The sequence below is a fragment of the Gilliamella sp. B3464 genome (assembly GCF_026536145.1).
In the GTDB taxonomy this organism is placed as follows: domain Bacteria; phylum Pseudomonadota; class Gammaproteobacteria; order Enterobacterales; family Orbaceae; genus Gilliamella.
The window spans coordinates 386,893-403,391 of the sequence record NZ_JAFNOQ010000001.1 but is presented as its reverse complement, the minus strand read 5'-3'; the positions used below and the strand labels follow the sequence as shown (position 1 = coordinate 403,391).

18 protein-coding genes and 1 pseudogene are annotated in these 16,499 nt (G+C 36.0%); 13 read left to right on the top strand and 6 right to left on the bottom strand.

The annotated features are described in order from the left end of the window. The first annotated feature begins 89 nt into the window (after positions 1 to 89). The 5 genes and pseudogenes from J3U57_RS01845 (at position 90) to J3U57_RS01815 (ending at position 7,274) form a co-directional block, all read left to right on the top strand. Entirely contained in the window at positions 90 to 1,604 is a 1,515-nt protein-coding gene (locus tag J3U57_RS01845) for an MFS transporter (RefSeq protein ID WP_267343660.1), read from the top strand. 122 nt (positions 1,605 to 1,726) lie between these two features. Further along, positions 1,727 to 3,049 (top strand): glycoside hydrolase family 28 protein, encoded by a 1,323-nt coding sequence (locus J3U57_RS01840; protein WP_267343659.1) that lies wholly within the window; start codon positions 1,727 to 1,729, stop codon positions 3,047 to 3,049. 790 nt (positions 3,050 to 3,839) lie between these two features. After that, complete coding sequence (locus J3U57_RS01835) at positions 3,840 to 5,081, top strand: oligosaccharide MFS transporter (protein ID WP_267343658.1); 1,242 nt, start codon at positions 3,840 to 3,842, stop codon at positions 5,079 to 5,081. Positions 5,082 to 5,160: 79 nt separating this feature from the next. Beyond that, positions 5,161 to 6,257, top strand: a pseudogene (locus J3U57_RS12735) (glycoside hydrolase family 172 protein). A gap of 18 nt (positions 6,258 to 6,275) precedes the next feature. Beyond that, entirely contained in the window at positions 6,276 to 7,274 is a 999-nt protein-coding gene (locus tag J3U57_RS01815) for a substrate-binding domain-containing protein (protein WP_267333753.1), read from the top strand. Between the two features lie 28 nt (positions 7,275 to 7,302). Here the strand turns inward: J3U57_RS01815 and smpB are convergent, their stop codons facing one another. Next, positions 7,303 to 7,785: an SsrA-binding protein SmpB gene (gene smpB, locus J3U57_RS01810; RefSeq protein ID WP_267343655.1), complete on the bottom strand. Its 483-nt coding sequence runs from the start codon at positions 7,783 to 7,785 to the stop codon at positions 7,303 to 7,305. A gap of 33 nt (positions 7,786 to 7,818) precedes the next feature. Between smpB and J3U57_RS01805 the strand changes: the two genes are divergently transcribed. The 5 genes from J3U57_RS01805 to J3U57_RS01785 are packed head-to-tail and all read left to right on the top strand — an operon-like array spanning position 7,819 to position 9,737. Then, positions 7,819 to 8,280 (top strand): type II toxin-antitoxin system RatA family toxin, encoded by a 462-nt coding sequence (locus J3U57_RS01805; RefSeq protein WP_267343654.1) that lies wholly within the window; start codon positions 7,819 to 7,821, stop codon positions 8,278 to 8,280. A gap of 1 nt (position 8,281) precedes the next feature. Beyond that, positions 8,282 to 8,554: an RnfH family protein gene (locus J3U57_RS01800; protein ID WP_267343653.1), complete on the top strand. Its 273-nt coding sequence runs from the start codon at positions 8,282 to 8,284 to the stop codon at positions 8,552 to 8,554. A 24-nt stretch (positions 8,555 to 8,578) separates the two neighbouring features. Continuing rightward, on the top strand, positions 8,579 to 9,013 hold the full coding sequence (gene zur / locus J3U57_RS01795) for a zinc uptake transcriptional repressor Zur (RefSeq protein ID WP_065633135.1): 435 nt from the start codon (positions 8,579 to 8,581) through the stop codon (positions 9,011 to 9,013). Next, entirely contained in the window at positions 9,001 to 9,357 is a 357-nt protein-coding gene (locus J3U57_RS01790; RefSeq protein WP_267333750.1) for an EamA family transporter, read from the top strand. Before zur ends, J3U57_RS01790 begins: the two co-directional genes overlap by 13 nt. Beyond that, complete coding sequence (locus J3U57_RS01785) at positions 9,357 to 9,737, top strand: DMT family transporter (protein WP_267343652.1); 381 nt, start codon at positions 9,357 to 9,359, stop codon at positions 9,735 to 9,737. The genes J3U57_RS01790 and J3U57_RS01785 overlap by 1 nt, the downstream gene beginning before the upstream one ends. A 189-nt stretch (positions 9,738 to 9,926) precedes the next feature. Here the strand turns inward: J3U57_RS01785 and J3U57_RS01780 are convergent, their stop codons facing one another. The 4 genes from J3U57_RS01780 to J3U57_RS01765 form a co-directional block, all read right to left on the bottom strand. Then, positions 9,927 to 10,142, bottom strand: coding sequence for a DUF4177 domain-containing protein (locus J3U57_RS01780; RefSeq protein WP_065633138.1), 216 nt, complete (start codon positions 10,140 to 10,142; stop codon positions 9,927 to 9,929). Positions 10,143 to 10,347: 205 nt separating this feature from the next. Continuing rightward, positions 10,348 to 10,752 (bottom strand): 8-oxo-dGTP diphosphatase MutT, encoded by a 405-nt coding sequence (gene mutT / locus J3U57_RS01775; RefSeq protein WP_065633139.1) that lies wholly within the window; start codon positions 10,750 to 10,752, stop codon positions 10,348 to 10,350. A gap of 117 nt (positions 10,753 to 10,869) precedes the next feature. Then, positions 10,870 to 13,593 carry a preprotein translocase subunit SecA gene (gene secA / locus J3U57_RS01770; RefSeq protein WP_267343651.1) on the bottom strand — a complete coding sequence of 908 codons (2,724 nt, stop codon included), beginning with the start codon at positions 13,591 to 13,593 and terminating at the stop codon, positions 10,870 to 10,872. A gap of 81 nt (positions 13,594 to 13,674) precedes the next feature. Further along, positions 13,675 to 14,019 (bottom strand): hypothetical protein, encoded by a 345-nt coding sequence (locus J3U57_RS01765; RefSeq protein ID WP_267343650.1) that lies wholly within the window; start codon positions 14,017 to 14,019, stop codon positions 13,675 to 13,677. Between the two features lie 205 nt (positions 14,020 to 14,224). Between J3U57_RS01765 and J3U57_RS01760 the strand changes: the two genes are divergently transcribed. Genes J3U57_RS01760 through J3U57_RS01750 form a run of 3 tightly spaced genes read left to right on the top strand, consistent with a single transcriptional unit; the run spans position 14,225 to position 14,652 of the window. Further along, positions 14,225 to 14,359, top strand: a complete 135-nt coding sequence (locus J3U57_RS01760; RefSeq protein WP_267343649.1) for a hypothetical protein — start codon at positions 14,225 to 14,227, stop codon at positions 14,357 to 14,359. 3 nt (positions 14,360 to 14,362) lie between these two features. Further along, positions 14,363 to 14,509 (top strand): hypothetical protein, encoded by a 147-nt coding sequence (locus J3U57_RS01755; RefSeq protein ID WP_267343648.1) that lies wholly within the window; start codon positions 14,363 to 14,365, stop codon positions 14,507 to 14,509. Continuing rightward, positions 14,503 to 14,652, top strand: coding sequence for a hypothetical protein (locus J3U57_RS01750; RefSeq protein ID WP_267343647.1), 150 nt, complete (start codon positions 14,503 to 14,505; stop codon positions 14,650 to 14,652). Before J3U57_RS01755 ends, J3U57_RS01750 begins: the two co-directional genes overlap by 7 nt. Positions 14,653 to 14,843: 191 nt before the next feature. On the opposite strand, the gene J3U57_RS01745 is transcribed toward J3U57_RS01750, so the two are convergent. After that, positions 14,844 to 16,397, bottom strand: a complete 1,554-nt coding sequence (locus J3U57_RS01745) for a multicopper oxidase family protein (RefSeq protein WP_267343646.1) — start codon at positions 16,395 to 16,397, stop codon at positions 14,844 to 14,846. Between the last annotated feature and the right edge of the window lie 102 nt (positions 16,398 to 16,499).

Below are 16,499 nucleotides of genomic sequence, written 5' to 3'. Positions count from 1 at the left end.
TTTTTATTCAAAAATAAATCATGTCGTTAAGTCCTTGTGGACTTAATGCTAGGGGCCCGTTTTTTTTATAAATTATATAGGTATCATTCATGACGAATAAAAAAGAGAGAAAAATCAAATGGTTAGTAAGATTCTCGTATGGAAGTGGTAATTTAATTGGCAGTGGCGCTTTAGCAATTAGTGGGGCTTGGCTGCTTTATTTTTATACCACTTTTTGTGGCTTAAGTGTCGTTCAAGCAGCATTAATTTTTTCTATTGCAACTTACTTGGATGTCATTCTTAATCCATTAATGGGGTTTATTACTGACAACTTTTACCAAACAAAAATAGGACAACGTTTTGGGCGCCGCCGATTCTTTATTTTAATTGGCATACCTTTAATGCTCATCTATCCAATGTTATGGATTGATGGTATGGGGTTTTGGTATTACTTAATAACTTACATCTTATTTGAAATCATCTATACCAGCATTATGATCCCATTTAATACCTTACCAGTTGAAATGACATCTAACTTTTCACAGCGTACTTATTTGACTGGTTCAAAAGCAATGTTTGGTAAAGTAGCTAACTTTTTAGGTGCTGCCATACCTGGCATCTATTTTTACTATTATAGTAAAGATTCAGCAACGCCTTTCTTATTAACGGGGATCACTTACGCAGCGATTATGATCGTCGCGTTGATTTTACTGTATTGTAATAGTTGGGAAAAACCTAAAGAAGAAGTAAAAGATGAATCTGTACATAGCTTTTTTGAAGCTATTAAAAAGCTTATTATCGACATCTTATCAACATTTCGTATTAAAACGTTTAGAACGCATTTAGGCATGTATCTATTTGGGTTTGGTGCTGAATGGTTATTTACCGCCGTATTTACCTATTTCATTGTGTTTAGTTTAGGTGAACCTCGCTCATTTGTCGCTTCAATGAACTCGTTAAGCAGTATTTGCCAGCTAGTTTCGACAGCCTTTTTTATGATGTATTGTGCTAAAAAAGGCTTTAAAAAACCGTTTATTATTGCATTACTCATTGTAATTTCATCGATGATTGGTTATGTCGGTATTTATTATCTTAACTTGCCAAATATCACTTGGATTGTTGTGGGTATTACCATTTGGTTTGGTCTAGGTACGGGGGGCGTATATTACATTCCCTGGAGTGTCTACGTATTTTTGGCTGATGTTGATGAAGTGGTAACTAATCGACGTCGTGAAGGGGTTTATGCTGGTGCAATGACTATGGCGGGTAAATTAGTTCGCGCTTCAATTGTATTTGTACTTGGTATTATTTTAAGTGCATATGGTTTTGAATCAAAATCTCATGTTCAGCCACAAAGTGCAATTGATGCTATTAATGGCATTATTTTATATGGTGTTGTTGGAATGGCACTTATTGGTGCTTTCTTCGCTTGGAGAATGAAGCTTGATCATGCAACGCATTCAATCATTATTAATGAAGTTGCTCGTATTCGCGAAGGGGGAAAAATGGCTGATGTTACGCCAGAAACTAAAAAAGTTGTTGAAGAATTATCAGGGATTGCTTATGAAAATTGCTTTGGCAATAACAACATTGGTTTTAAATCAAAAAATACCCAAGCAAAATAACATTCATTGAATAAATGGCTAGGATTAGCCAGTAATGCGAGTCCTGATTTTAGCCATATATCGTGAACTGTCCGCTACACGATTAGTGGATAGTTCACAAAGTAACACGTAAAGGATAAAAAATGACGACTGTTTCAGTTAAAGATTTTGGTGCAATTGGTGATGGTACTACAATAAATACCTTAGCTTTTGCAAAGTCGATACAACATATTGAACAACGAGGTGGAGGAACTTTAATTGTTCCAGTTGGCACCTATTTTACCGGCGCTATTAAACTTTGTAGTAATCTAACATTAGAGATTGAACAAGGTGCAACGTTATTGTTTTCCGATGATGCTAAAGATTATCCCGTGGTCAATTCACGTTGGGAAGGGGTAAAACAAGATGTATATATGCCATGTATATATGGTCATAATATTGAGAACGTAACAATCACCGGCGGTGGAAAAATCGATGGTAATGGCAAAAAATGGTGGCATACTTTTCGCAACGATCGCAGTAATCTTAAATACCCTAGACCTTATTTGATCGGATTTGATTTTTGCGAGCGTATCACGATTGAAAAACTATTTTTAACACAATCACCAAGTTGGACCGTTCATCCAATGGAGTCAAACAATGTGGTCGTTGATAATATTTCGATTCTTAATCCAGCTGATTCACCAAATACGGATGGTATCAATCCTGAATCTTGCCGTAATGTGAGAATTTCAAATTGTTATATTGATGTTGGTGATGATTGTATTGCAATTAAAGCAGGTACAGAAGAGACTGTTGATAAAAGCGCTTGTGAAAACATCTTAATTACTAACTGTAATATGATTCATGGACATGGTGCAGTGGTATTAGGGAGTGAAATGAGTGGGTGTATTCGTAATGTGACCATTACTAACTGCGTATTTCAAAAAACCGACCGTGGTGTTAGGTTTAAAACCCGTCGTGGTCGAGGTGGTACTATTTCGGATATCACCTTTAGTAATATCATTATGGACGAAGTATTATCGGCATTTGTGATGAACTATTATTACTATTGCGGCCCTAAAGGTAATGATCCCATTGTCTGGAATAAAGCAGCATTACCAGTTAATGAACAAACACCCGCATGTCATAATATTAGTTTTTCTAATATTATTGCCAAAAATGTACGTGCTTATGCTGGATTTTTATATGGTATACCTGAATCGCCAATAGCCAATATTTCGTTTGATAATATTCGAGTATCGATGCAAATTAATGCGCAAGCAGGTGAAGTTGACATGTTTAAAGATGTCAAACCCGAAGCGGGTAAGGGCTTTTTTATTGAAAATGCCGACACCATTTTATTTAACAATGTTATTGTTGATAATGTCATTAGCGAGCCACTTAGTATTAAAAACAGTACAGGTGTACATGTTAATCAATCATTTATTAAACAAGACGGTAAATTATTGCCGCTTAACGCTTAATGGTTTTTCATCAAAATAACCGCGAGAATGCGGTTATTTTTAATTATTTTTTATGTTATTACGGGTTTGAATCTGTCGATTTTATCAAACGTTTTATCACTATTTAGAGATATTATTGCTAATAATAGAACAAAAACAAATCTGGGTAATTTTATTAAAAGGCTGTTGTTTATTATCAATCTTAAATAAAAACAACATATAATGTTGATAAATATTGCAGAATGATGCTGTTAATTGGCTACTCAGTCTTATCTTCAAACTAATCTTTTTTTGTGCAAACAATCAATGGCTAGGTTTAAGGTAAATATTGTACTTTTAAGGCTACTTCACTTGTCACATGTTAGTGTTACCATTAAATAGACCTAGTCACTATTATATCCATCAAAGCGAACTTTAAAGGCTGAGAATGCGTTATTTTTGTTTTAAATCCCTTACAACTATCACATCCCGAAAAAGCATGCTTAATCCTATTTTGTAAAATAGTTTTAGGTTATTTAACAATCCGTTGCAAATGACGAACTTTTATCAAAATGCGCAACGAAATCAATATACTAAAAATATGTCACGTTACTGGCTATATCGTTAGATTGTCATTGGCATAATATTTTTAGTGTTTCATTTGTCATCCTTTTAATTTTTATCTCTGATTTATTTCATTTTGTTTGTGGCAACAAAATAACTTTGATGTTGATCACATTTATCTAATAAACCTTTTAAAGCTAAATTTTAAGCTATTTATACTTTATACTTTATACTTAATTTGAGTTGTTCACTCTTTAAGGGATAAATTATGACAAATGCCTTCTATCAAAAGCCAACTTATTGGTTCGCTTCATGTTATAGCTTTATATTTCATGCTGCAGGGAGTTTTGTTTTTTCTTTTTATGCAATATGGTTAAGTAAGGAAATTGGTTTAACGGCTGAACAAACCGGAATTATTTATTCGTTTAATTACTTTATCTCGTTAATTATTATGATTATTTATGGTGTTTATCAAGATAAATTAGTATTAAAAAAGCATTTAATTTGGTTGCAAAGCATTATTATTACTTGCGCTGCGCCCGCGTTAATTTATGTCTATGAACCGCTATTACTAAATAATTTTTTCACTGGAGTCATTTTTGGTAGTTTCTTTTTAGGTTTTGGTTGGCTTGCTGGTAGGGGACTAATTGATTGCTATTGTGAAAAAATCAGCCGTGCTTTTAATTTTGAATTTGGTCAATGTCGCACTTGGGGGTGTATTGGTTATGGTGTTGTTACTTTTATTGCAGGCATCTTAATTAGTATTAATCCACATATTAACTTTTGGGCGGCATCAGTAATGGGTGTTTGCTTTATGATACTCAATCTGAATTTTAAACCAAATTTAAGCAAATCAACAACAGCAGTCTTTCAAAAGAAAGATAAGTTAAGTTTTAATGAAATTATTTCAGTGTTTGCGCTTAAAAAGTTTTGGATATTTGTGATTTATGTGCTTGGCACTTATAGCCTTTATAATATTTACGATCAACAGTTATTTCCGGTTTATTTTATCCAGCAATTTAATGGTGTAAATGATGGATTTCGTTTATACGGCATCTTAAATTCATTAAAAGTATTTTTAGAGGCTGAAGTGATGTTTTGTGTGCCATTTGTGGTTAATCGCATTGGTGCGAAAAATGCTTTAATTTTTGCCGCTTTTATTTCAGCATCTCGAATCTTTTTAACCGGTCATGTCGAAAGTATTACTATTATTTCAGTCATTCAACTTATTCACTGTTTTGAAATTTCAACCATTTTAGTGTCAGTATTTAAATATATTGATAACAACTTTAATGCGCGCTTGTCGGCAACGGTATTTCTAATTGGCTATCAGGTCGCAGGTTCGGTTGGGGTGATATTGTTTTCTGACTTTGTCGGTCAGGTTTATGACACGGCAGGTGCAGCAACCACTTTTAATAATTTAGGGCTAGTCGTGTTGGGTTTTATGGTTTTTGCCATGCTGTTCTTAAGTAGTGATAAAAAGGTCAAATCATTAAATAATGAAGATTAATAACACTGATTTAATTTGGATCAAGAATTATATTTAAAAAATCATTTTGTTGATTAAATTCAGGATATCAAATCCTGTTATGCAGTTTCACTTTGAACAAACCAGAACTATTTCGCCCGAAAATATGACTGGCGAAAAAGGCAAATCATGTATGAAGGCCAGCGCTTTAGGGCCGAGTCGAAAAGGCAAGGCTGTATCTCAATCCCTGCCGGTAAAAAGGTGACCATAGCTGAAATAACGGGTCCTGCTGAAATTCGTCATATGTGGTTTACTTTAACTGATAGAACACATCGCGGAAGCTTTGTACTCCGCGATGTGGTGATACGCATTTATTGGGATGATGAAGCCGTACCATCAGTTGAAAGCCCAATTGGTGACTTTTTCTGTAATGGTTTTGGTGCAAGATGTGACATCAACTCAATGCCAATTGTCATTAATCCAATAGGTGGCTTAATTGTTATTTTAGAATGCCATTTAATAAAAAAGCCCGCATTGAAATTGAAAATGAGCATGAGGCTGATTTGCAACATTTCTTTTTTACTGTGAACTATGCGTTAATGCCAAAACCATTTGAAGCGCCGCTTTATTTTCATGCGCAATGGCGCCGACAACGCATTACTCAATACGCCCAAGATTATGTCATTTTGGATAATGTGCAAGGACAGGGTTATTATGTAGGGACTTACTTAGCCTTAACGGCGCTAGAGCGTTATTGGTGGGGGGAAGGGGGAGTTTAAATTCTATCTTGATGATGATAGCGACTATCCAACACAACATTCAACGGGTTCTGAAGACTATTTTGGTGGCGCTTGGGCATTTCATAATCGCGACAGCCAAGGACGCCCAAAAGCGAAGTGTTTTCAAACACTGTTTATGGGTTACCCTTATCAAACCAATCGTGATGCAACACGTGATTTTTTCCAGACAGGCGATGCAAACCCTGTACATGGCTTTGGCGATGATGGTTTGCCTATGCATGGTTTATATCGTTGGCATTTACCAGATCCGGTGGCATTTCACAAAAATATCAAGTTAGCCTTTCAACAGATTGGTAACGATGATATAAGATTGTATGAACGTTGTGATGATATCGCAAGTGTGGCTTATTGGTATCAAAATCCATCGGCAAATCACAATCCTGCGTTCCCTAATAAACAACAGCGAACTCCGCGCTAAAAATAAGGTAATGTGGTTATGGCGAGTAATAAATTAAAGATCAATGATATTGCTCGTTTGGCTGGCGTGTCGGCAACGACCGTCAGTCATATTTTTAATAAACGAGATAAAAAGTATCGAATTTCGCCCTTAACTCGGCAACGAGTATTAGCGATTGCTCAGCAATACAGTGATCAATCTCATATTCGTCAATATTTAGTTAAAGCGAATAGCACTAATACTATTGGCGTTATTGTGCCGGATATGTCTAATTCATTTTTTTCGATGTTTTTACATCATCTAGAAGCCTCGTTCAGACAAAAAAATATTCAACTCTTAATCACTTGTAGTCATTATAATCCCGAGGTCGAAATTAAAGTGGCGCAAAATTTGGTCGAACGCTGCGTTGATGCCATGATTGTTGTAACATCTTTAGATAGTGATGATTTTTATGTAAGCATTAACCAAAAGACTCCCGTTTTGTTTTTCGATCGTTATTTGAAAGATACCAAACTTCCTTTTATCACCAGTGAATCTGTAAAGTCAGTTGCCGATTTGATAATTCCTTATGCTAAGCAACTAAAAGAGTTTTATTTTATTGGGTGTGATATACAACTAACCTCGATTCATGCAAGACTTGAAGGATTCAAGCAAGGGCTCAAAACTGCGGGATTAAAGTTCAAACACGATTGGTTAGTCAGTGATGACTATTGTCAAAATAAAGGGTATCAGTTAATTAAAGGTGTTCATCAAAAATTAGGGCGGTTACCTAAGGCTATTTTTACGCCTTCCTGCAATTTATTGCAAGAGGTACTGAGTTATTTGGTCGAAATCAAAATAGATCCTAATCAAATTTGTTTATGCTCTTATGATTATAATATCTATCTTGACTACTGTTATTACCCAACAGATGCCATTGCACAAGATTTTCAAACCATGGCACATACTTGTGTTGAGGTCATCGATCGGCTGATTAACTTTAAAGAACTAAAACATCATGCCTTTTTTATTGAGCCGAAAATTATTCGCCACCGTTAGCCTAGCAATTTTTTTATGAACTAGACTATTAACGGTTGGCATTTTTCATAATTCGCGCTTTATCAACCTGCCATTGGCGTTCTTTAATGTCGGTACGTTTATCGTACTCTTTTTTACCTTTGGCTAAACCGATTTTTACTTTAGCCCAAGCATTTTTCCAATATAAAGATAGGGCAACAACGGTATAACCTTGACGGTTTATTTGACCGAACAGAGCGTTCAATTCACGCTGATTAAGCAGCAATTTACGTGTACGCATCGGATCGCATACTACATGCGATGATGCAACCGATAATGGCGTAATTGTTGCACCAAATAACCATGCTTCGCCATCTTTGAGTAAAACGTAACTATCACTAATGTTGGCTTTACCTGCGCGCAGGGATTTTACTTCCCAACCTTGTAGGGATAATCCCGCCTCAATTTCCTCTTCAATAAAGTACTCATGGCGTGCGCGTTTATTTAATGCAATCGTTGCCGAACCCGGCTTGTGTGATTTTTTCTTAGTCATAATGTGCGATATTATAGAGTTACGTGATACTATATGCCAATAATTTTATTTTTTTATTTTATTCTTATGGCACACGTTTTTCACGAAGTTATCGAGCCCTATTCAATTGAGCAAATGTTTGCGTTGGTTAATGATATTGCTCGTTATCCAGAATTTGTTCCTGATTGTATCGCAACTGGCATTATTAGCAAACAAGATAATAGGTTAACGGCTTTTATTGAGGTTGAAAAGTTAGGCTTTAAAAAATCTTTTACTACTGTCAATCAGATTAATGAGCCGCATTTAATTGAGATGAAGTTACTGCAAGGCCCTTTTAAACACCTGTCTGGTAAATGGCAATTTACGCCAGTGAATGATACTCACAGTAAAATTAGTTTTAGTTTAGATTTTGAGTTTAAAAATAAGCTACTTGATATTGCTTTTACCCCAGTGTTTAAAGAAGTTATGACTAACATGGTCAATGCATTTTCAACACGAGCAAGGCAGATTTATTAGTATGATAAATATTCAAGTTGTTTATGCTTTACCTAATAATGCAACCTTCATTGATTTAGACGTTGATGCACAAACTAATGTATTGCAAGCAATAACAAAATCCAATATCTTATCGCTATGTCAAATTGCATTAGATGAGCATCTAGTTGGTATTTACGGTAAGCGCTGTGATTTTGATACGTTAGTTAATGATGGTGATCGCATCGAAATTTATCGTCCATTAATTAATGATCCTAAAGAGATAAGACGAAAAAAAGCTGCACGTAATAAATAATAATCAAAAGTGAAGGGAAACCGAATGCACAATCTGCTAATTGAAAAGATTGAAATGTTATGCAAAAAACGCGGTATAAAACTGACAACACAGCGGCGTACCGTTTTACATATCATGTTAAAAGCAAATAAAGCGATGAGTGCATATGATTTGTTAGATCTGTTGAAAGTGAGTGAACCGCAAGCAAAACCACCGACAATTTATCGCGCACTTGAGTTTTTACTCGAACAAGGTTTTATTCACAAAGTTGAATCATCTAACAGTTACATTGTATGCCCGCATTTTCACGACCCCGAGCATATTTCAATTTTATTTATTTGTGATAAATGTAAACAAATTATAGAAAAGCATTCAGAAGATATTGAAACACAGCTCAAGCTATTAGCACTGCAAAGTCAGTTTTTAATAAAACATAGTGTGCTTGAAATACATGGAATTTGTCAGCCGTGTCAGCCTTAATTATTACACTTTGGTTAGTTAATCTATTTTGTGATACTGTTGGACAAATTGCATTTAAATATGCCGCCATAACGTCAAAACATCAACAAGGTTTACACTATTGGCAAAGATTGTTTGGTAATTTTTGGCTTTGGTTAGGTTTTGGTACCTATTTTGTTGGCTTTATTTTTTGGCTGGCGTTTTTAAGTGAAGTCCCTTTGTCGCAAGGTATTTTATTAGGATCGTTTAACATTATCACCGTTATGATTGCTGGACGAGTTTTATTTAAAGAGCATCTAACAGCCTTTCGTCTTATTGGTATATTTTTTATTACTTTTGGCGTTATTTTAGTAGGGCTCACCTAATGAAAAAATTTTATATCATTGGTTTTATTTTGTTATTATTTTTCGATACTTTTGGGCAAACCAGCTTTAAATTAACGGCATTAGCAGCACTCCCCTTTGAGGCTAATTTTCATTGGTTGATTCGTATTTTTAGTCATGGTTGGGCTTATTTAGTTATTTTAGGCTATACAGGTGCTTTTATGACATGGATGATATTATTAAAAAAAGCACCAGTTGGTCCGGCTTTTGCAGCTTCTCATTTACAAGTTGTAACGGTAATGCTTGTTTCGATCGTGGCTTTTAATGAGCAAATTACAACCACTCGTTTACTTGGCGCGTTATGTATTATTATTGGTATTGTTTTTTTGGCATTAGCCGAACAACGATTACAGTGTAAATAATCGATTTTGCTGTTTAATTTTAAAGGTCAAATGTAAATTATAAATAGTGAGTGATATTTTATCTTTAAATTGACCTGTAGTTTTGGACATCAACTGTCTTGAATCAAATAAAACTAAACTAACCAGTTTTAAGCTTAAGCTCAATTTCTATTGTTCATACAGTTTTTTAACTGTATGAATATTGGTTATTTATATGCGATCTTTTTCCATCACAATTAGATAGGCTTCGCGTTTCCAAAGTAGAAATAAGCGTCTCATATCTTTTTCCATTGTCACCACACGCCAACCTTGTCTTGCATTTTGATTTAAAAAATCAGAGAATTTTTCAGCATTAGAATTCGCTGCACCAAAAAGTAAAGAGGATAAAGCACCTTCTTGGTAAATAACGACTTTATATTCTTTCATTGTATTCATTTCCTTTTTTTATATTTTAAAAATAGTGTCCTTATTGATAAGTAATATCAATAAGGACAGCAGTATATTATAAGTTATGCTTTGAAACAAAGTTAAAACAGCAATATTTGAGTTAATATTATGTTTTTTATGCGGATAGGGGAAGGTATACGCTTGAAAATCAAACGAATAAAAAGGTATTCTTAAAAAGAATATGCTAAATTTGTTTATCTAAATTTTTTAGCATTTCGATGATAGGTCGATTAGCATCGGGAAATTCATCCGCATTGAGATCTTCTTGATCAATCCAACGACTCGGTTGCCCTTCTTTGGCAAAAGGTACGCCATCCCACTCTTCAACTAAATAAGCATGGATAGTAATATCGCGATCATCGTAACTATGCTGGACTGTTTTTAAGAATTGCGCATGATGAATATGGATGTCGACTTCTTCAGCGATCTCGCGTTGTAAAGTTTGAAAAGGTGTTTCAGCAACTTCGACTTTTCCACCTGGAAACTCCCAAAAACCAGCAAGATGCGAGTCTTCACCTCGTTGAGTGATAAAGATTTGACAATCTTGTGAACGTATAATACCTACAGCAATTTCAGTATGTTTTTTCATAATCCTGTCTGTCTATCTATGAGTCAACTTGGGGAAAGTGATCCTTTCCCACTTTTTGAATGCCGAAAGTGATCGGCAATTTATTTGATAATATTTTGATGATACTAAATTTTTACCTTAGTGAACAGCACCATGACAGTGTTTATATTTTTTCCCTGAGCCACATGGACAAGGATCATTACGCCCAACTTTTGCTTGCGCGCGGACTACTGGTTGCGTCGATGAGGTTTCAGGTTCATCTCCATCAATACTAGTAACAGATTCATGGCTCGTTTTCTGTTTTTCCATGAGCTTTTCCATTTCAGCTAAGCGTTGTCGTTCGGCTTCATCAACTTCCTCTTGTGACCGGATTTGAACACGACTCAGTACGCCAATAACATCATATTTTAACGATTCTAACATGCTTGCAAACATATTAAATGATTCACGCTTATACTCTTGTTTAGGATCTTTTTGCGCATAACCACGTAAATGTATACCTTGGCGTAAATAATCCATTGCGGCTAAATGTTCTTTCCATAAAGTGTCAAGTGTTTGTAACATTACACTTTTTTCAAAGTGTCTAAATGCTTCAGAGCCAGCACTATTTTCTTTTTCAAGATAGGTCTCTTTTGCAATTTGTAAAATACGTTCACGTAATGTTTCTTCATGCAGATTTGCTTCTTCATCTAACCATTTGGCAATCGGTAAATCTAAAGCAAAATCCGTTTTTAAAGCTGATTCTAGTCCTGGGACGTCCCACATCTCTTCAATTGATTGAGGTGGAATATATTGATCGATTAACGCATTAAATACGTCATCACGAATAGAATCAATGGTATCTTTAATATCGCTATTATCGAGTAGTTCATTTCGTTGACGATAAATTGCTTTACGTTGATCGTTGGCAACATCATCAAATTCAAGTAGTTGTTTACGTATATCAAAGTTACGGCTTTCAACTTTCTTTTGCGCATTTGCAATAGCTTTAGTAACCCAAGGATGTTCAATGGCTTCGCCTTCTTTCATACCCAGTTTACGCATCATGTTACCAACACGCTCTGAAGCAAAAATTCGCATTAATGGGTCTTCAAGTGATAGATAAAAGCGTGAAGCACCAGGGTCACCTTGACGACCAGCACGACCTCGTAATTGGTTATCAATACGACGAGATTCGTGACGCTCTGTCCCTAAAATGTAAAGACCACCAAGTGCTATTACCTCTTCGTGCTTGGTTTGCCATGCTTGTTTAGCTTTTTCGATATCTTCAGGGGTTGGATTTTCAAGTTTAGCGACTTCATTTTGCCAGTTACCACCAAGCATAATGTCAGTACCACGGCCAGCCATATTGGTGGCAATTGTCACGGCACCTTTACTACCTGCTTCAGCTATAATCTCGGCCTCTTGTGCATGGAATTTAGCATTTAATACATTATGTTTGATACCCGCTTTTTTAAATGCTTGAGAGACAAGTTCTGATTTCTCGATGGAAGCCGTACCGACTAACACAGGCTGCCCACGTTTTACACATTCTTGTACATCAGAAACGATCGCATCGATTTTTTCTTTTTCGGTCATATAGACTAAATCGGATTGATCTTTACGGACCATTGGACGATTCGTTGGAATAACAATAGTATCGAGACCATAAATTTGATTAAATTCGAATGCTTCGGTATCCGCTGTTCCTGTCATCCCTGCTAATTTTTCATATAGTCGGAAATAGTTTTGGAAAGTGATAGATGCCAAAGTTTGGTTTTCATTTTGAATTTTAACATGTTCTTTGGCTTCTACCGCCTGATGTAATCCATCAGACCAACGGCGTCCATCCATGGTACGACCGGTATGTTCATCGACAATAATGATTTCGTTATCGCGAACAATATAATCCACATCTTTATGGAATAGGTGATGGGCTCGAAGCGCTGCATTGACATGGTGCATTAACACAATATTGCTTGGGGCATACAGTGACTCGTCACTTTTCATAATGCCTTGTTTAATTAGTAACTCTTCAACTTTAATTAAACCGCGTTCAGTAAGGTTGACTTGACGTGTTTTTTCGTCAATAGAAAAGTCACCATCACCTTGAAATTGATCAGAATCTTCTTTTTCTTGGCGAACCAAGTATGGAATAATTTTATCGATACTGACATATCTATCAGAGCTGTCTTCGGCTTGTCCAGATATGATTAATGGTGTTCTTGCTTCATCAATTAAAATCGAGTCTACTTCGTCGACTAAGGCATAATGTAGTGGGCGTTGTACTCGCGATTCTTTCGTAAACACCATATTATCGCGCAGGTAATCAAAGCCATATTCGTTATTAGTACCATAAGTGATATCGGCATTATAAGCATCGCGTTTCATTTGCGGTGGCATGTTAGGTAGATTAATACCGACAGTTAAACCTAGAAATTCAAATAGTGGGCGATTGTTTTCAGCATCACGTTGGGCTAAGTAATCATTAACCGTGACGACATGAACCCCTTTGCCGGTTAACGCATTTAAATAGGCAGGTAAGGTTGCGGTTAAGGTTTTACCTTCACCGGTTCGCATTTCAGCAATACAGCGTTCATTTAATACCATACCCCCAATTAGCTGCACATCAAAATGACGCATTCCAAAAACGCGTTTACTCGCTTCACGAACGACCGCAAAAGCTTCTTCTAAAATATCATCTAATTTGGTGCCATCAGCAATTTTTTGTTTGAATTCTGCTGTTTTTGCTTTTAGCTCATCATCGGTTAATGCTTCCATTTGTGGTTCTAACGCATTGATTCTTTCTACGCGTTTGCGCATTGTTTTTAGTACGCGTTCATTACGGCTACCGAATACTTTGGTTAATAATTTTAATAGCATGATCTTCTCTTATTTTTTTAATAGGATTAATAAGGTTTTATATCTAAATAAGGCAACTTAATTTCAGTAAGTTATCGATTTTTAAACAGTAGCTTCAGGACCAGCTCTAATGCCGTTGTAGGGGGTTAATCGGATGACAATATTGGGACTGACATCATAATGATTTAATGAAATGGTTTGTTTATTATCATGTTGTTTTTGCACCAACAACAGTGATTGTATATGCGTTTTTATTGGCGTTTGATGATCTTGCACTATTGCGGTAATAGCTATAATACCGACTTGAGACACCGATAGCTGAGCAGGTAATGCATTTTCTTGATATAGACCAAACCCAGCAGCAATCACACCTAATAATAAGTGCGATAAGGCAGTTTTGATAATAAAGCGTTTGTGGAGTTGTTTACAATAGCTAATCACAGTCATAGTGGCAACATTCTAGCATTTTTTCTCAAAATTAAAACAATTATTACAGCAGTGTCATTAGCTACTCTTGATGTTAAAAGAAAAATGGCTAAAGGTCTGCTATCTTATTTTGACTCGGTTAGATGTTGTGGCAGTAAAATTGTTAAAATGAGTGACCGATAACATCCACTTGCCAATTTATACTAGCAAGAGGGTGGGGCAGCTTTTGAGCTTTTGTGCCGATTATGAGATTTTTACTGATTTATTGCCTATTGCTAACACGCTTATTTCATCACAAAACCAAATTGTTTTATTTGGCGGTGAACTGCGTGATAAAAGCTCATCGGTTTTTGGTGGTTGAGCCGTGTCAAAGATCAATGAAATTCAGGTAGATGCTTGTTGTTTAGATATTGATGGCTTGAGTAATTTAAGCGGTCCTTCTTGTTCATCTTCTTTTGATGCTTATGTTGATAAAGCGATCATTGCTCACTTGGATAAAAATATATGTTAAGTGATTACACTAAATTCAGTCGCAAAAGTTTATATAAAATTTGCGAATGGCAAGCGATTACCGCATTGATGACTAATGATATGGCTGATCCTTTGCTAGTTGCAAAATTAGAGAAGCAAACACAAGTCATTTTAGGTGAGTAACCGTCAACGTTAATTAGTCTATTATTTACTCGATATTGTCTATTTTGTTACCGTAATTGTTGAAACTATTTTTTCTATTTGAGGGGGATTATTTGCTATAGATTGTTGATTTATCTTAATCGAAATAAAATCCCCTCTTAATCTTAATAGTCTGTATTTAGACAATTAAGAAAAGAGGGAGAACAAATCGATTATTTCACCATCAATTGCCCCATCATACCCAATGTTTCGTGTTCGATGATATGGCAATGATACATGCGTAATCCCGGCATGTTTTGTTGAATTTTCACAACAAGTGTTTCGTGCGGACGTAAATTGGTGGTATCTTTTAACGCAACAAATTCAGGCGTTGTTTTAGTACCATTTAATTCACGAGACTGCACAATAAATTGCGCACCATGTATATGGAAATTGTGATCCATATGTGAGTTGTTAACAATTGTCCACTCCTCAACATCGTGCAGTTTACTTTCTAAGTCAATTCGTGACATATCATGCCGTTTGCCATTAATTAAAAACAACATACCACCTCGAGGCTCACTTTTATCCATTACTTCGGTATATTCCAGTGATTTTTTAGCGACAGCTTCGCCTAAAGTTGGTACTTGTTTTAGATGAGTCGGTAAAACTACACTGGCCGTTTGAGTTAGCTGGAGTTGTGAAAGAATGATATTTTGCTCCGGCGGTACATTACCCATTTTGCCCCGATCGTATCCGATATTTTCCAAGTAAAGGCTGGCTGTTTTCTTCGGAACAATGACCACTTCAGCGCGTTCAGCTGGGGTAAGTAGTAGGGGGGTATTAAGTTGGTGAGGCGCAGCAATTAGGCCACCGTCCGTACCCACTAAATAAACATCACAATCGGGTACCGAAAGGTTTAAGTATCGACCTGAACACGCATTCCAGATTCTGACTCGGGTTGCACCTTCTACTTTTATATTTGGGCGGTAAGCGCCATTGATTAACACAAATTGTCCTTCTCGACCATTCATCCAGTCTGTCATCGAGTTTTCAGCAATTTCCCCTTTTTCTGTTAATTTTAAGTCGGAAAAGAACCAATGTTGCTCAGGTAGTGAAGCTAATGGATCGTTTTTACTGCGGACAATAAATGTACCGGCTAAACCACGGTAGACTTGTTCAGCAACGGTGTCGTGCCCATGGGGGTGATACCAATAGGTTCCAGCGGTGCCTTCAGGGATGGTAAATTCATAAATTCGACTACCGCCTGCTGGAATGGCATCTTGTGGATTACCGTCTTGATCTGACGGAATAAGCAAACCATGCCAGTGTACGGTTGTGGGTTGTGAAAGATCATTTTTCACTGTTATTTTGACCTGATCACCTTCAAATACTTCAATTTTTGGACCGGGAACCATGCCATTATATGCCCAAAATTCTGTCGTGATATCGGGTGTTAAAGCTATTTTTACTGGTTTTAAATGTAACGTTGCTTCAAAGACACCAGCTTGGTTACTGGTATTTTTTAAATTGGTGAGCTCAGGTAAATTTTTACCCTGTTTCAGTGCTGAAGTCGATAACAGTTTTTGTGGCATTGTGTTATTCATATTCATATTCATATTCATGTTCATATGATCGTGCATATTCCCCTCCGTATTACAGTTATCAGAATTAACTTCACAAACGTTTTCAGACATTGATGCGTGATTCATTTTGGCGATAGCTTTAGTGGCAAACAATCCACCTAAGGCGGCGGTAAAACTGATGATAAAATTTCGACGTTTCATAATATTCCTTTAAAATATAGTTAGTTAAATAAAATAACCATTTATTCAAAACAATGTGATAAAAAGCCTCACATAAGGTGCTTTTTATTGCGTTATTGACTG

What these genes read in the sequence shown, in the direction of transcription:
- zur (WP_065633135.1), top strand. Translation starts at nt 8,579, where the DNA reads ATGCACAATCTGCTAATTGAAAAGATTGAAATGTTATGCAAAAAACGC.
- J3U57_RS01840 (WP_267343659.1), top strand. Translation starts at nt 1,727, where the DNA reads ATGACGACTGTTTCAGTTAAAGATTTTGGTGCAATTGGTGATGGTACT.
- J3U57_RS01805 (WP_267343654.1), top strand. Translation starts at nt 7,819, where the DNA reads ATGCCAATAATTTTATTTTTTTATTTTATTCTTATGGCACACGTTTTT.
- J3U57_RS01750 (WP_267343647.1), top strand. Translation starts at nt 14,503, where the DNA reads ATGTTAAGTGATTACACTAAATTCAGTCGCAAAAGTTTATATAAAATT.
- J3U57_RS01785 (WP_267343652.1), top strand. Translation starts at nt 9,357, where the DNA reads ATGAAAAAATTTTATATCATTGGTTTTATTTTGTTATTATTTTTCGAT.
- J3U57_RS01835 (WP_267343658.1), top strand. Translation starts at nt 3,840, where the DNA reads ATGACAAATGCCTTCTATCAAAAGCCAACTTATTGGTTCGCTTCATGT.
- J3U57_RS01815 (WP_267333753.1), top strand. Translation starts at nt 6,276, where the DNA reads ATGGCGAGTAATAAATTAAAGATCAATGATATTGCTCGTTTGGCTGGC.
- J3U57_RS01780 (WP_065633138.1), bottom strand. Translation starts at nt 10,142, where the DNA reads ATGAAAGAATATAAAGTCGTTATTTACCAAGAAGGTGCTTTATCCTCT.
- J3U57_RS01765 (WP_267343650.1), bottom strand. Translation starts at nt 14,019, where the DNA reads ATGACTGTGATTAGCTATTGTAAACAACTCCACAAACGCTTTATTATC.
- J3U57_RS01745 (WP_267343646.1), bottom strand. Translation starts at nt 16,397, where the DNA reads ATGAAACGTCGAAATTTTATCATCAGTTTTACCGCCGCCTTAGGTGGA.
- smpB (WP_267343655.1), bottom strand. Translation starts at nt 7,785, where the DNA reads ATGACTAAGAAAAAATCACACAAGCCGGGTTCGGCAACGATTGCATTA.
- J3U57_RS01845 (WP_267343660.1), top strand. Translation starts at nt 90, where the DNA reads ATGACGAATAAAAAAGAGAGAAAAATCAAATGGTTAGTAAGATTCTCG.
- J3U57_RS01800 (WP_267343653.1), top strand. Translation starts at nt 8,282, where the DNA reads ATGATAAATATTCAAGTTGTTTATGCTTTACCTAATAATGCAACCTTC.
- secA (WP_267343651.1), bottom strand. Translation starts at nt 13,593, where the DNA reads ATGCTATTAAAATTATTAACCAAAGTATTCGGTAGCCGTAATGAACGC.
- mutT (WP_065633139.1), bottom strand. Translation starts at nt 10,752, where the DNA reads ATGAAAAAACATACTGAAATTGCTGTAGGTATTATACGTTCACAAGAT.